The sequence below is a fragment of the Mycobacterium cajalii genome, assembly GCF_045809005.2.
Lineage (GTDB): Bacteria > Actinomycetota > Actinomycetes > Mycobacteriales > Mycobacteriaceae > Mycobacterium.
Window position 1 is genome coordinate 5735567 of the sequence record NZ_CM141436.1, and the last position, 13379, is coordinate 5748945.

Genomic DNA, 13379 nt, shown 5'->3' on the forward strand with positions numbered 1-13379 from the left:
GCCCAATGTGACGGAGCTCCCAGCTCAGACGTTACGGCGGCGGCGCCGGCCACCCCCGGACGGCTCGACCTGCAACCGCGCCAGCAGGTCGGCGACGGACTGTCCACCCGAGGGCGGTCCGTCCGCGCCGTCGGCGCCGTCCGCGCCGCCGTGCCGGGGCGCGGGCTCGGGGGCCGGGGGCGGAGCCAGTCGCGGCGGCTCGGCGGCCGAGGCCGCCGGGGCCGGCGGCGGCGGTGGGGGCGGCGCGGCGGCGGGTGCGGTGACCGGAGGCGGGGCAGAGTCTTCCGGGGTGGTGAACCTGCGGACGCCGAAGTCGCGGTACTCCGCCGAATGGCGCGACCGCGAGCGGCGGCCCGACTCTCCGTAGGGGCGTGGGGCCTCCTGGTCGCCGGGTGAGCCGGCGGGACCGGATGCGTCGGGCGCGCCGGGTGCGGCCCACGAGTCGCGGGGCTCTCGGGGTTCTCTCGGTTCCTCAGGGGGCTCGTCGGGGCTGATGTGCCGGGCCCGGCGCCGCCGGCCCGATGACTCACCCGCGGTGGGTGTGGCGGTGCCCGGCGGCAGCCACAGGCCGTTGGCGACCGGCTGCCAATCCTGCGCCTGCGGCTGCGGGGGCGGCGCCTGCCGGTGCCGGGAGTCGAATCGCGGCTCCGGCTGCGGCGGCGCGTAGGCGGGCTCGTGCGGCGCGTCGTAGGAGCGCGCGCGTTCGCGCGGGGGCGGCGGCTGCCGGGGCGGCAACAGGGGCTCCTCGGGCACGTCGATGATCGCCGTCTCGTCGGCGCGGGCCTCGGCCGCCGCTTCGGGCCCCTGGGCGCCGGAGGACTGGTCGCGCGGTACCGAGGTCACCCGGTCGCTGGCCACCCAGTCGACGGGTGCGCCCTCCCCGTTGCGGTCCCATTCGCTGTACGCGCGGGCGGGGGCCGCCTCGGCCCCGAGCGTCTCCAGCGCGGGCCGCTCCTTGAGGTCCGTGTCGAACAAGATCTCCAGGCTGGCCCGCAGGGCGTTCAGCTCCGCGCGCAGCGCCGCGACGTCGTCGGCGTTCTGGGCGCGCAACTCGGAGGCGAGTTCGCGGCGCAGCTGGGACTCCACCGTCAGCTCGTACTCGCGGCGGGCCGAGATCTCCCGGTCCAGTTGCAGGTCGTAGACCAGCTTCAGGTCACGCACCCGTGACTGGTCGGCGTCGCTCTGCCGACGGTAGAGCACGGAGACGAAGGCACCCGCGACGGCGGCCCACAGCGCCAGGATCACCGCGAGCTTGAGAAGTTCCACGCGGTTGGTGAAAACCAGCGCGGAACTGGCCCCCATCGCAAGGACCAGCAACGCGGTCAAGAGCACCCAACCCGGCCTGCGGCCGCCGCGCCGTACCCGGGCGCCGCGGGACAGAACGGTCATGGCCCGACTGTACCTGTGCGAGGTCATTCCGCGTGTCGCGCCGGTCCGGCGATTCTCGCTTTGAGCTCCGCGACGACCCAAGAAGGCTAGTTCTCGGCACCCTCACCGTGCTCTGGCGGCTCCGGGGGAGATTTGCAGCAATGCTGCAGCCACAACGCGGCCACGAGCAGCGCCAGCGCGCTGACGGCCGCGACCACCGTCCCGGTGGCGTCCTCGGCGGCGACGCGCAGCCAGGACCGGCGCGGCAGAAAGTACACCAGCACCCCGATCCAGAAGCCCAGCATCAGCGCGCCCACCCAGGCCGACGCCTTGGCCACCACCAGGCTGCGCGCGACCGCCAGCGGGTGCAGCCGGCCGGGCCCCGGGCCGATCTCGCAGTCGCTGATCTTGGTCCGCACGTAGCGCGCCCACAGCCCCTCGGCGACGGCCACCGCGAGCAACGAGATCCCGGTCCACACGGTGATGCGCGGGAACCACCGGTACAGCGCGGTGACCAGCAAATAGCCCAGCATCGCGGCGCCGACCACCGCGGCCGTGAGGTCGCGTCTGCGGGTCGGGCCCATCAGCTTTCCCGCGGCACGAGCGTCAGGCCGGTCAACCGGACGCTCTCCCGGTCGGCGGGTTCGAGTTCGGCCAGCAGTCCGGCGACCGGCCGCGGCCCCTCGGCGACCGTCAGCCGGGCGTCGGGATCGACGCCCAGCCACGGGATCAACACGAAGGCCCGCAGATGGGCCAGCGGATGCGGCAGCGTCAGGTTGTTCTCGCGGGAGATCACCTCCGTGTCGCCGTGGCAGGCGATGAGGTCGACGTCGAGGTTGCGCGGGCCCCAGCGCTCCCCGCGAACCCGGCCGGCCGCACGCTCGAACGCCTGCGCGCGCCCCAGCCAGCCCTGCGCGTCGCACGCCGGGTCGTCGGCGATGAGCACCGCGTTGAGAAACGGCGCCTGGTCCACGCGGCCCCAGGGATCGGTCTCGTAGACCGGGGACACCGCCAGCACCGCCGTGCCCAGCCCGTCGACGACGGATTGCAGCCGCGCCAGCCGGTCCCCCAGGTTGGAGCCGATGGACAGCACGACGCGCGTCATGACGTCCCGCCCGCCGGGACCACCGAGCCGCGGCCGCCGCGCCGCGAGCGCCGGACCACGACCGCCACGTCGGCGAACTGCTGCGGGATCGGAGCCGACGGCTTGTGCACCACCACCTCGACGGCGTGCACGCGCCGATCCCGCATCACCTGGTCGGCGATCTCGGCGCCGACCGTCTCGATCAGGTTGCGGGGCGGCCCGCCCACCACGTCGGCGGCCAGCCGGGCCAGCGCGCCGTAGTCGTACGTGTCGGCCAGGTCGTCGCTGGCGGCCGCGTCGACGAGGTCGATCCACACGGTCATGTCGACGACGAACTCCTGCCCGTCGGCGCGCTCGTGTTCGAAGACCCCGTGTCGGCCGTGAAGAGCCAAGCCGCGCAATTCGATTCGATCAGCCATCTCGATCAGCCATGGTGTCCAGGCCCGGTGTGCGTCCACGCCCCGACGACCTTGACGGCGTCGACCGAGGCACGCACGTCATGCACCCGTACCCCCCAGGCACCGTACAGGGCGGCCAGCGCGGAGATCACCGCAGTCGCCGTCTCGCGGCCGTCGGGCGGCCGCGGCGATCCGTCGGGCGCGGCCAAAAGGGTCCCCAGGAACCGTTTGCGGGAGGCGCCCAGCAACACCGGGATCCCGGTCGCGACCAGCCGCGGCAGGGCGTGCAGCAGCGCCCAATTGTGTTGCCCCGTCTTCGCGAAACCGAGACCCGGGTCGATCACCAGCTTGGCCGGGTCGACGCCCGCGGCCACCGCATCGTCGACGCTGGAGAGCAACTCGGCGAGCACCTCGGCCACCACGTCGCGATAGCGCGGGGCGCGGTGCGGGTGATCGGGCGACACGGGTCGCCAGTGCATCAGCACCCAGGGCACGCCGGCTTCGGCGAGCAGTGGCGCCATCGCCGGATCGGCCCGTCCGCCGGAGACGTCGTTGACGATGCTCGCGCCGCTGTGCAGTGCCGCCCTCGCCACGTCGGCGTGCATGGTGTCGATGCTCACCGTGACGCCTTGAGCGGCAAGCTCTTTGACCACCTGGACGACGCGGGACGCCTCGACCCGGGGGTCGATCCGCGTGGCACCGGGGCGGGTGGACTCGCCCCCGACGTCGACGATCTCCGCGCCTTCGGCGGCCAGCGCCAGACCGTGGGCAACGGCGGCGTCGGCATCGAGGTAACGCCCGCCATCCGAGAACGAATCGTCCGTGACGTTCACAACCCCCATGACCTGCACAGGCGCAGGCTCACTTCCGCAGGATGAGGTCGAGCGCCTCGGCTCGCGAGGCGGCGTTTCTCTTGAACTGGCCGCGCACCGCGGAGGTCGTGGTGACGGCGCCGGGCTTGCGGACGCCGCGCATCGCCATGCACAGGTGCTCGGCCTCCACGACGACGATCACTCCCCGCGGATTCAGCTTGTTCACCAGCGCGTCCGCGATCTGACTGGTGAGCCGCTCCTGGACCTGAGGCCGCTTGGCGTACAGGTCGACCAGCCGCGCGATCTTCGACAGGCCCGTCACCCTGCCGTCGTCGCCGGGGATGTAGCCGACGTGGGCCACCCCGTGGAACGACACCAGGTGGTGCTCGCAGGTCGAGTACATCGGGATTTCCTTGACGATCACCAGTTCGTCGTGGTCCTCGTCGAACATGGTGTTGAGCACGGTGTCGGGGTCGATGTACAGCCCGGAGAACATCTCGCGGTAGGCGCGGGCCACGCGCGCCGGGGTGTCCCGCAAACCGTCCCTGTCCGGGTCCTCGCCGATCGCGTGCAGCAACTCGCGGACCGCCGCCTCGGCACGCTGCTGGTCGAACGACCGTACGCGTCCGGAGGCGGCGGGGGTGTCCGAGTCCAGATCCGGCAAGGCCATCGGGTTCTCCGTTCCTCAGCCCCTGGCCGGCGGGTTGAACCGGCGGATGTCTTCTTCTGCCTGGTCGGGCGACCGTCCCGGATCGGGGGCGGCATCCGGGCCCGACTGGCCGGGCGGCGGATAGGGCGGGAACGGCGGGTAGGACGGCTGGGCCGGGCCCGGGTAGTGGCCGTGACCCGCCGGCTGCGGCCAGTACGGCTGCTGCGGCCGCGGCTGCGGCGGTTGCGGCGGCGGCGGATACCAGTGGCCCGGGTGCTGTTCCTGCGGCGGCCAGCCGGGCGCGTGCCAGCCGGCCGGGGCGCCGTAGTCGGGCTGGGTGGCCCCGTGCGGCGCGCCCTGCCGGTTGCCGGCTTGCCCGCCGTGCGAGCCGTTCCCGCCGTGGGCGTTTTTGTCCCCCTCGCCCCGAGCGGCCTCGGCGGCCTGGCTGGCCCGCGCGATCGCGGCCTTGAAGGCCGGCTCGGGGACCGGCGGGGGCCACGGCTCGCCACGCTCGATGGCCAGCTCGCCGGGCGTCTTGATCGGCGGTTTGTCCGACGGGATGCGGCCACCGAAGTCGTCGAACATGGTGAGCCGGGGCCGCTTCTCGACGCCGGCGAAAATGCCCTCCAGCTCGGGCCGGTGCAGGGTTTCCTTCTCCAGCAGCTCACCGGCCAGGGTGTCGAGGATGTCGCGGTATTCGGTGAGGATCTCCCAGGCCTCGGTGTGCGCCGCCTCGATCAGCTTGCGCACCTCGTCGTCGATGTCGCGGGCGACCTCGTGCGAGTAGTCCGCCTGGTTGCCCATGGTCCGGCCCAGGAACGGGTCGCCGTGCTCGGAACCGTATTTGACGGCCCCGAGCTTGGAGCTCATGCCGAACTCGGTGACCATCGACCGCGCGATCTTGGTCGCCTGCTCGATGTCGGAGACGGCGCCGGTCGTCGGCTCGCGGAACACCAGTTCCTCGGCGGCGCGCCCGCCCATCGCGAACACCAGCTGGGCGATCATCTCCGAGCGGGTGCGCAGGCCCTTGTCCTCCTCCGGCACCGCGACCGCGTGGCCGCCCGTGCGTCCCCGCGCCAGGATCGTCACCTTGTAGATCGGCTCGATGTCGGGCATCGCCCACGCGGCCAGGGTGTGTCCGCCCTCGTGGTAGGCGGTGATCTTCTTCTCCTGCTCGCTGATGATCCGGCTCTTGCGGCGGGGCCCGCCGACCACCCGGTCCACCGCCTCCTCCAGGGCGGCGCCGGTGATGACGGTGCCGTTCTCCCGGGCGGTCAGCAATGCCGCCTCGTTGATGACGTTGGCCAGGTCGGCACCGGTCATGCCGACGGTGCGCTTGGCCAGTCCGTCGAGGTCGGCGTCGGGGGCGATCGGTTTGCCCTTCGCGTGCACCTTCAGCACCGCGCGGCGACCCGCCAGGTCGGGGTTGGTCACCGGGATCTGGCGGTCGAAGCGGCCGGGGCGCAGCAGCGCCGGGTCCAGGATGTCGGGCCGGTTGGTGGCGGCGATCAGGATGACACCGGCCCGCGGGTCGAACCCGTCCATCTCGACCAGCAACTGGTTGAGCGTCTGCTCGCGCTCGTCGTGACCGCCGCCCAGTCCCGCACCCCGCTGCCGGCCCACCGCGTCGATCTCGTCGACGAAGATGATGCACGGGTTGTTCTGCTTGGCCTGTTCGAACAGGTCACGAACCCGCGACGCGCCGACGCCGACGAACATCTCGACGAAGTCGGAACCGGAGATGGTGAAGAACGGGACCCCCGCCTCGCCGGCCACCGCGCGGGCCAGCAGGGTTTTGCCCGTCCCGGGCGGGCCGTACAGGAGCACGCCCTTGGGGATCTTGGCGCCCAGCGCCTGGTAACGCCCCGGGTTCTGCAGGAAGTCCTTGATCTCGTAGAGCTCCTCGACCGCCTCGTCGACGCCCGCGACGTCGGCGAACGTGGTCTTGGGCATGTCCTTGGACAGCTGTTTGGCGCGCGACTTGCCGAAGCCGAAGCCCATCCGGGCGCCGCCCTGCATGCGCGAGAACATCACGAACAGCCCCACCAGCAACAGCAGCGGCAGCGCGTAGACCAGCAGCTCGCCCAGGATGCTGCCCTGGTTGACGACGGTGCTGATCTTGGCGTTCTTGGCGCTGAGCGCGTTGAACAAGTCGACGGCGTATCCGGTGGGATATTTGGTGATGACCTTGTCGGAATTGTCCGTCTCGCCGTTGCCCTTTTTCAGGGTCAGCCGCAATTGCTGCTCGCGATCATCGATCTGCGCGCTCTTGACGTTGTCGCTCTTGATCTGGGCCATCGCCACCGAGGTGTCGACGGACTTGTAGCCGCGGGTGTCGTCGCTGAAGTAAAAGAACGACCAACCGAGCAGCACCACGACCGCGATCGCGACGAGGGTGCGAGTCAGATTTTTTCGGTTCATCAATCATCGGCCCTACGGGCCAGGTCCTTCCGATGCACACGTAGCTGAAAAAGTCCAGGTTACCGCTAGCGGCAATCGCCGGCCCGGCGGAGCCGGGCGCAGCGGACTGCCGCAGGCCTGCCGTCCTGCTCAGACCTGTCCTGCTGAGATAACGACCGGCAGTTCCCAGTTGGTTCGGCAGTCGCGATCGCGGTCGGTGTCGCGTGCAGCTCAGCGCTCGTAGTACCGGGCCTCGACCACGTTGCCGTCCGGATCGGCGAAATAGTAACCCTGCGGCGCCCACCCGCGGGCCCCGTACGAGTTGTCCAGCCGCGCCCCGGTGTCGACGCCCTCGGCCTGCAGGCGCCGATCCAGCGCGTCGTATTCGGATTTCGACAGCGCAAGGCAGACGTGGTTGACCCGGTGTCCGGCGCTCCCGGATACCCGCGTCAACGATTCGGTGGAGGCGACGTTGTCCACCGGCAGGAGGTCGATGATGGAGTCCTCGCACACGCGCACGCTCGGGAACGGCGCGTCGCCGGCCTCGAACTCGTCGAACCGCACCGGCTCGAGCCCGACCACCCGCGAGTAGAACTCCATCGCGACGCGCGGATTGCTCGTCCAGAGCACGACGTGGTCCAGCCGCATGAGTCGACACGCTATCCCAATGCGGGTGCGATCGCGGCGCGCACTTCTCAGCCCCCGGCGGTTGTGATTTGGTGTGGTGGTGGCGACATCAACCGAACGGTTAGTAGACACCAACGGCGTGCGGCTACGGGTGGTGGAAGCCGGTGACCCCGGCGCGCCAGTGGTGGTCCTGGCCCACGGATTCCCCGAACTGGCCTACTCGTGGCGGCACCAGATACCGGCCCTCGCCGACGAGGGCTACCACGTGCTGGCGCCCGACCAGCGCGGCTATGGCGGATCCTCTCGCCCGGAGGCGATCGAGGCGTACGACATCCACGCGCTGACAGCCGACCTGGTCGGCCTGCTCGACGATGTCGGCGCCGAGCGCGCCGTCTGGATCGGGCACGACTGGGGTGCCTCCGTGGTGTGGAACGCGCCCCTGTTGCACCCCGACCGGGTCGCCGCCGTCGCCGCGCTCAGCGTGCCGCCGGTGCCCCGGCCACGGGTGGCGCCGACGGCGGCGTGGCGCAGGATCGCCGGGGACAACTTCTTCTACATCCTGTACTTCCAGGAGCCCGGCATCGCCGACGCCGAGTTGGACGCGGACCCCGCGCGCACGATGCGCCGGATGCTGGGCGGTCTGCGGGCCTCCGACGATCAAGCCGCGTCGATCCGCTTGGTGGCCCCGGGCCCGGAGGGCTTCATCGAGCGCCTCCCCGAACCCGCCGAGCTGCCGGACTGGCTCAGCCAGGACGAGCTCGCCCACTATGTCGCCGAGTTCTCCCGCACGGGCTTCACCGGCGGACTGAACTGGTATCGCAACTTCGACCGCAACTGGGAGACGACCCCCGAACTCGCCGACGCCAAGATCGCCGTGCCGTGCCTGTTCGTCGCCGGCACCGCCGACCCGGTGTTGACGTTCACCCGCACCGACCGCGCGTCGAAGGTGGTTTCGGGCCCGTACCGCCAGGAGATGATCGAGGGCGCGGGGCACTGGCTGCAACAGGAAAGACCCGACGAGGTGAACGCCCTACTGCTGGACTTTCTCGGCGGATTGGAGTTGCGATGAGCATGCCCCTGCGTTTCGGCGTCTTCATCACGCCGTTTCATCCCACCGGCCAATCCCCCACGGTGGCACTGGAATACGACATGGAGCGTGTCGTCGCACTGGACCGTCTCGGCTTCGACGAGGCCTGGTTCGGCGAACACCACTCCGGCGGCTACGAGTTGATCGCCTGCCCGGAGGTGTTCATCGCCGCCGCCGCGGAGCGCACCAAGCACATCCGGCTGGGTACCGGCGTGGTCTCGCTGCCCTATCACCACCCGCTCATGGTCGCCGACCGCTGGGTGCTGCTGGACCATTTGACGCGCGGCCGCGTGATGTTCGGCACCGGCCCCGGTGCGCTGCCGTCGGACGCCTACATGATGGGCATCGACCCGGTGGAACAGCGGCGGATGATGCACGAGTCCCTCGAGGCGATCCTGGCCCTGTTCCGCGCCGCGCCCGAGGAGCGCATCGACCGGCACTCCGACTGGTTCACCTTGCGCGACGCGCAGCTGCACATCCGCCCCTACACCTGGCCTTATCCCGAGATCTCGACGGCGGCAATGATTTCGCCGTCGGGGCCGCGGCTGGCCGGCACGCTGGGCACGTCCCTGCTGTCGCTGTCGATGTCGGTGCCCGGCGGCTACGCCGCACTGGAGAACACCTGGGACGTGGTGTGCGAGCAGGCCGCCAGAGCCGGCCGGGACGAACCGGACCGGTCCGGCTGGCGGGTCCTGAGCATCATGCACATCGCCGACAGCCGCGAGCAGGCGATCGACGACTGCACCTACGGGCTGCAGGATTTCGCGAACTATTTCGGCGCGGCCGGTTTCGTTCCGCTGGCCAACTCCGTGGAGGGTGCCCAGACACCCCACCAGTTCGTCGAAGACTATGCGGCCAAGGGGAATTGCTGCATCGGCACACCCGAGGACGCCATCGCCCACATCGAAGACCTGCTCGAGCGCTCCGGCGGGTTCGGCACGCTGCTGATGCTCGGCCACGACTGGGCATCGCCGCAGGCGACGTACCATTGCTATGATCTGTTCGCCCGCAAGGTGATTCCCCATTTCAAGGGGCAGCTGGCGGCGTCGCGGTCGTCGCACGACTGGGCGAAGACGAAGCGCGACCAACTGCTCGGGCGCGCCGGGGAGGCCGTGGTGAAAGCCATCGGCGAGCACACCTCCGAGCACGAAGGGGTGGTGAAGTGATGCGCGCATCGGTGCTGCGGGGCGGTCGCATGGTCTACCGGGACGACGTGCCCGACCCGGTGCCCGGACCCGGCCAGGTGCTCGTCGCCGTCCGATCGTGTGGGATCTGCGGTTCCGACCTGCATTTCGCCGCGCACGGCGACGAGGTGGTCGCGATGACCGAACGGGTGTCGGGCGGCGGCGGCATGAACATCGACCTGGGCCGCGACGTCTTCATGGGCCACGAATTCAGCGCCGAGGTGCTCGAAGCCGGGCCGGACACCGAGACACACGCCGCCGGAACTCTCGTCACGTCGATTCCGGTGGTGCTGTCCGCCAAGGGCGTCGAACCGATCGTGTACAGCAACAACACGATCGGTGGCTACGCGGAGCGGATGCTGCTCTCGGCGCCGCTTTTGCTGCCCATCCCCAACGGCCTGGACTTCCGGCACGCGTCGTTGACCGAACCGATGGCCGTGGGACTGCACGCCGTCAACAAGTCGAACATCGCGCCGGGCGAGACGGCGCTGGTGCTCGGCTGCGGCCCGATCGGCATTGCGATCATCGCCGCGCTCGCGGCGCGCGGCGTGGAAGACATTGTGGCCGCCGACTTTTCCCCCACGCGACGGGAGCTGGCCGCCGCGATGGGCGCGCACCGGGCGCTGGACCCGGCGCAGGGGTCGCCCTTCGACACCGTCAAACCGGCCGTGGTGTTCGAGGCGGTCGGGGTACCCGGGATCATCGACGACGTGCTGCTGCGGGCACGGCCGGGCACGCGGTTGGTCGTCGCGGGCGTGTGCATGCAGGCCGACACGGTGCATCCGTTCTTCGCGATCGCCAAGGAGATCAACGTCCAGTTCGTCCTCGCCTACAGCCCGGAGGAGTTCGCGGACTCGCTGCGCGCGCTCGCCGAGGGCGACATCGACGTCACCCCGTTGATCACCGGGGAGGTCGGCCTGGAGGGGGTCGGCGCGGCGTTCGACGACCTGGCCGACCCCGAGCGGCACTGCAAGATCCTCGTCACGCCGTAGGCCGGTCGACTCGCCGGACCTGTCGGTGGGTCTCCTTATAATCGAACATACTAAAACGGTCATTAGTTAGTCGACTTTGTGGTTGAATTATGTTGTGCGAGATGATGATGGCCGCAGGCTCGATCACGGAACGCTTGAAGCGATGAGAATGCGTGCGGTGCAGGCGGTTCTCGATGGCCAGCATCCAGAATCGGTGGCCTTGGCGTTGGGGATGCACCGCAAGACGGTGTACGGGTGGGTGTCCACGTACAACGAAGGGGGTTGGGCGGCACTGAAGGCCAGGCCGGTGCCTGGTCGTGCGCCGAAGCTGACCGATCAGCAGCTGGGCGAGCTCTACGCCTTGGTGGCGGGCAATGACCCGCGCCAGCTGCAGTTCGAGTTCGCGTTGTGGACCCGGGAGATGGTGCGGGAACTGATCAAGCGCCGGTTCGGGGTGTCGTTGGCCGTCACCAGCGTGGGGCGCATCCTGCGGGGTCTGGGTATGTCGGCGCAAAAGCCGCTGTGGCGTGCCTATCAGGCCAATCCGGAGGCGGTCGAACGCTGGAAGCGCGAGGAGTACCCCGACATCGCCAAACTCGCCAAGAAGCGCAAGGCGACGATCTACTTCGCCGACGAGGCCTCGGTGCGCAGCGATTACCACCGGGGCACCACCTGGGCGCCGGTCGGCCAGACCCCGGTCGTGGCGACCACCGGGGCACGGTTCTCGGTGAACATGATCTCGGCGGTCACCGCCAAGGGCACGTTGCGGTTCTCGATCATTGACGGCACCCTGACCGCGGACAAGTTCATCGACTTCTGCAAACGGCTGCTCCACGACGCCGCCGGCCCGGTGTTTTTGATCCTCGACGGCCATCCGGTGCACAAATCAAAAGCCCTGGCCCGCTTCGCAGCATCCACCGACGGCATGCTCACCCTATTTCGGATTCCGGCCTACTCGCCGCAGCTCAACCCCGACGAATGGGTGTGGAAGAACGTCAAGGCCGATCGGGTCGGTCGCTCCGGCATCACCGGGCCCGACCAGTTCAAAACGCTGTGTGTCAACGCCTTACGACGTCTACAGCGGATGCCCCACCTCATACGCGGCTTCTTCGCCGCCCCAGACCTCGCCTACATCCGGGCCGCAGCATAATGCGTCGACTAACCAATGGTCGGCTTAGTATGTTCGACGGACTTGACGAACTCGGCCCGCAGCGCTGCTGGCGGTGATCGAGTCGACGCATCGGCGGGAGTCGATGCTGGTGGCGCGGCGGATGGCGGCGGTGGCGGGGCTGCTTCGGCATCGCAGGTGCGCGGCCGAGCGGACCGAGAGCGAGCCCGACCACGCCATGATTTGAGGGTTCGACCAGGCCGCCGCCGGGCGGCCAGCTATGTGGTGTCGGATGCCCAGACACTCGATACCCGGCTGCCCGGGATTGCGGCGCTGCTGGCCGCGGGCAAGACGGATCGGCGCACGGCGCGGTTGATCATCCGGCGCACCGATCTGGCCAGCGGCGACGAGCGGATCGCCGCGCTCGACCGATCGCTGGCCGCGCGTATCGGCGCATGGCACGGTTGGTCGGGGCGGCGCATCGTCAACGCCGTCGACGCCACGGTGCACGCCAATGATCCCGGTGCCGTGCGCGAGCGCCGCCAAGCCGCCGAGAACGGCCGCCACGTCGGGACCAGTGCGCTCCGTAACGGGATGGCCGAGCTTTACGGCACGGTCGCGGCCGCGACCGCGGCGGCCTTTGACCAGCGGCTCTCGCAGTTGGCCAAGCAGGTGTGCGGGGCCGACCCGCGAACCCTGGACCAACGCCGCGCCGACGCGCTGGGTGCCCTGGCCCAGAGCCGCCCACTGGTCTGCGCGCGCGGACAAGACGACTGCCCGGCCAAGTCCGGCGACGGGGCCGGGCGGGATCGGGGCGGTGCGCGGGTGGTGATCAACGTGATTGCCGGCGACCGAACCGTTTTCGAGGACAGCGCCGCGCCCGGTTACCTCGAGGGGTACGGAGTTATGGACGCCGAGCAGGTCCGCCGGTTGGCGGACGCCGCGTCGGTGCTCATCGCCGACCCGGTCACCAGCCCGGTCGAGGCGCTGCGCTACCAGCCGTCGGCCGCGTTCGAACGCGCCGTCCGCTGCCGGGATCTCACCTGCCGCTTCCCCGGGTGCAGCCGGCCCGCCGTCGCCTGCGACATCGACCACACCATCCCGTTCAACCACCAGAACCCCACGGCGGGTGGCCTGACCGTCGCGACCAAGGTCAGGGCGCTCTGGTGGCTGGCTGTCCGCTTGCCGCCTTCTGTCTACCCCTGCTGGGCGTCGAGTGTGCACTGACGGCTTCGAGTGTGCGCAAGGGGCGGGATTTTCGCGCTTTCCCCGCCCACGATGCACACTCGACGCCCAGGATGCACACTCGATGCACGTGCCGCACACCTGACCCGACAACACCCGCATCATGGGGGTAGATTTCCGGATTGCCAGCAACCTGAAATGTCTTTGTCGCAAACACGTTGGGGTCAAGCCGCTTCAACGCTGTCCAACACTCCGCACGATTGCGACGATGATGCCAACGATCGTCGCGGGGATGCTGGCCAACCAGACCAAAAACAAGACGAAGCCTAGGATCTGAAACAATAGCGTCCCGGAGCCGCCGCTATCAGCGGCACCAAAGGCCAGCTGCATAAGGATAAAAGACACCAGGGCGATGACGGGGCCAGCGATCGCCATTATGACGAATGGCCGCACAGATTTTGCCTGGCGTGATCGTTCAGATTGTGGGTTCGGTGGCGGCAACGGAC

General features: G+C 69.7%; 13 protein-coding genes and 1 pseudogene. 5 read left to right on the plus strand and 9 right to left on the minus strand.

The window, feature by feature from the left end; all coding sequences use genetic code 11:
• Positions 1-24: 24 nt before the first annotated feature.
• The 8 genes from ACJ512_RS27430 to ACJ512_RS27465 form a co-directional block, all read right to left on the minus strand.
• Positions 25-1389 carry a DUF6779 domain-containing protein gene (locus tag ACJ512_RS27430; protein WP_461479901.1) on the minus strand — a complete coding sequence of 455 codons (1365 nt, stop codon included), beginning with the start codon at positions 1387-1389 and terminating at the stop codon, positions 25-27.
• 86 nt (positions 1390-1475) lie between these two features.
• Positions 1476-1952 (minus strand): DUF3180 domain-containing protein, encoded by a 477-nt coding sequence (locus ACJ512_RS27435; protein ID WP_407689238.1) that lies wholly within the window; start codon positions 1950-1952, stop codon positions 1476-1478.
• Positions 1952-2473 carry a 2-amino-4-hydroxy-6-hydroxymethyldihydropteridine diphosphokinase gene (gene folK, locus ACJ512_RS27440; RefSeq protein ID WP_407689237.1) on the minus strand — a complete coding sequence of 174 codons (522 nt, stop codon included), beginning with the start codon at positions 2471-2473 and terminating at the stop codon, positions 1952-1954. The genes ACJ512_RS27435 and folK overlap by 1 nt, the downstream gene beginning before the upstream one ends.
• Positions 2470-2871: a dihydroneopterin aldolase gene (gene folB, locus ACJ512_RS27445; protein ID WP_407689236.1), complete on the minus strand. Its 402-nt coding sequence runs from the start codon at positions 2869-2871 to the stop codon at positions 2470-2472. The genes folK and folB overlap by 4 nt, the downstream gene beginning before the upstream one ends.
• A gap of 5 nt (positions 2872-2876) precedes the next feature.
• Entirely contained in the window at positions 2877-3692 is an 816-nt protein-coding gene (folP, locus tag ACJ512_RS27450; protein WP_407689235.1) for a dihydropteroate synthase, read from the minus strand.
• 19 nt (positions 3693-3711) lie between these two features.
• Complete coding sequence (gene folE, locus ACJ512_RS27455; RefSeq protein WP_407689234.1) at positions 3712-4332, minus strand: GTP cyclohydrolase I FolE; 621 nt, start codon at positions 4330-4332, stop codon at positions 3712-3714.
• A 15-nt stretch (positions 4333-4347) separates the two neighbouring features.
• Complete coding sequence (gene ftsH, locus ACJ512_RS27460) at positions 4348-6732, minus strand: ATP-dependent zinc metalloprotease FtsH (protein WP_407689233.1); 2385 nt, start codon at positions 6730-6732, stop codon at positions 4348-4350.
• A gap of 210 nt (positions 6733-6942) precedes the next feature.
• Positions 6943-7359: a VOC family protein gene (locus ACJ512_RS27465; protein WP_407689232.1), complete on the minus strand. Its 417-nt coding sequence runs from the start codon at positions 7357-7359 to the stop codon at positions 6943-6945.
• Positions 7360-7438: 79 nt separating this feature from the next.
• On the opposite strand from ACJ512_RS27465, the gene ACJ512_RS27470 reads away from it, so the two are divergent.
• From ACJ512_RS27470 to ACJ512_RS27490, 5 genes and pseudogenes are all read left to right on the plus strand, one after another.
• Complete coding sequence (locus tag ACJ512_RS27470) at positions 7439-8407, plus strand: alpha/beta fold hydrolase (protein ID WP_407689231.1); 969 nt, start codon at positions 7439-7441, stop codon at positions 8405-8407.
• Complete coding sequence (locus tag ACJ512_RS27475) at positions 8404-9591, plus strand: LLM class flavin-dependent oxidoreductase (RefSeq protein ID WP_407689230.1); 1188 nt, start codon at positions 8404-8406, stop codon at positions 9589-9591. Before ACJ512_RS27470 ends, ACJ512_RS27475 begins: the two co-directional genes overlap by 4 nt.
• Positions 9591-10601 (plus strand): zinc-binding dehydrogenase, encoded by a 1011-nt coding sequence (locus ACJ512_RS27480; protein ID WP_407689229.1) that lies wholly within the window; start codon positions 9591-9593, stop codon positions 10599-10601. The genes ACJ512_RS27475 and ACJ512_RS27480 overlap by 1 nt, the downstream gene beginning before the upstream one ends.
• A gap of 142 nt (positions 10602-10743) precedes the next feature.
• Positions 10744-11730, plus strand: coding sequence for an IS630 family transposase (locus tag ACJ512_RS27485; protein ID WP_461479902.1), 987 nt, complete (start codon positions 10744-10746; stop codon positions 11728-11730).
• Positions 11731-11794: 64 nt separating this feature from the next.
• Positions 11795-12852: pseudogene (locus ACJ512_RS27490) on the plus strand (DUF222 domain-containing protein); the annotation flags it as partial.
• A 255-nt stretch (positions 12853-13107) separates the two neighbouring features.
• Here the strand turns inward: ACJ512_RS27490 and ACJ512_RS27495 are convergent.
• Positions 13108-13308, minus strand: a complete 201-nt coding sequence (locus ACJ512_RS27495) for a hypothetical protein (RefSeq protein WP_407688010.1) — start codon at positions 13306-13308, stop codon at positions 13108-13110.
• Positions 13309-13379 lie beyond the last annotated feature (71 nt).

What these genes read in the sequence shown, in the direction of transcription:
- ACJ512_RS27430 (WP_461479901.1), bottom strand. Translation starts at nt 1,389, where the DNA reads ATGACCGTTCTGTCCCGCGGCGCCCGGGTACGGCGCGGCGGCCGCAGG.
- ACJ512_RS27435 (WP_407689238.1), bottom strand. Translation starts at nt 1,952, where the DNA reads ATGGGCCCGACCCGCAGACGCGACCTCACGGCCGCGGTGGTCGGCGCC.
- folK (WP_407689237.1), bottom strand. Translation starts at nt 2,473, where the DNA reads ATGACGCGCGTCGTGCTGTCCATCGGCTCCAACCTGGGGGACCGGCTG.
- folB (WP_407689236.1), bottom strand. Translation starts at nt 2,871, where the DNA reads ATGGCTGATCGAATCGAATTGCGCGGCTTGGCTCTTCACGGCCGACAC.
- folP (WP_407689235.1), bottom strand. Translation starts at nt 3,692, where the DNA reads ATGGGGGTTGTGAACGTCACGGACGATTCGTTCTCGGATGGCGGGCGT.
- folE (WP_407689234.1), bottom strand. Translation starts at nt 4,332, where the DNA reads ATGGCCTTGCCGGATCTGGACTCGGACACCCCCGCCGCCTCCGGACGC.
- ftsH (WP_407689233.1), bottom strand. Translation starts at nt 6,732, where the DNA reads ATGAACCGAAAAAATCTGACTCGCACCCTCGTCGCGATCGCGGTCGTG.
- ACJ512_RS27465 (WP_407689232.1), bottom strand. Translation starts at nt 7,359, where the DNA reads ATGCGGCTGGACCACGTCGTGCTCTGGACGAGCAATCCGCGCGTCGCG.
- ACJ512_RS27475 (WP_407689230.1), top strand. Translation starts at nt 8,404, where the DNA reads ATGAGCATGCCCCTGCGTTTCGGCGTCTTCATCACGCCGTTTCATCCC.
- ACJ512_RS27480 (WP_407689229.1), top strand. Translation starts at nt 9,591, where the DNA reads ATGCGCGCATCGGTGCTGCGGGGCGGTCGCATGGTCTACCGGGACGAC.
- ACJ512_RS27485 (WP_461479902.1), top strand. Translation starts at nt 10,744, where the DNA reads ATGAGAATGCGTGCGGTGCAGGCGGTTCTCGATGGCCAGCATCCAGAA.
- ACJ512_RS27495 (WP_407688010.1), bottom strand. Translation starts at nt 13,308, where the DNA reads ATGGCGATCGCTGGCCCCGTCATCGCCCTGGTGTCTTTTATCCTTATG.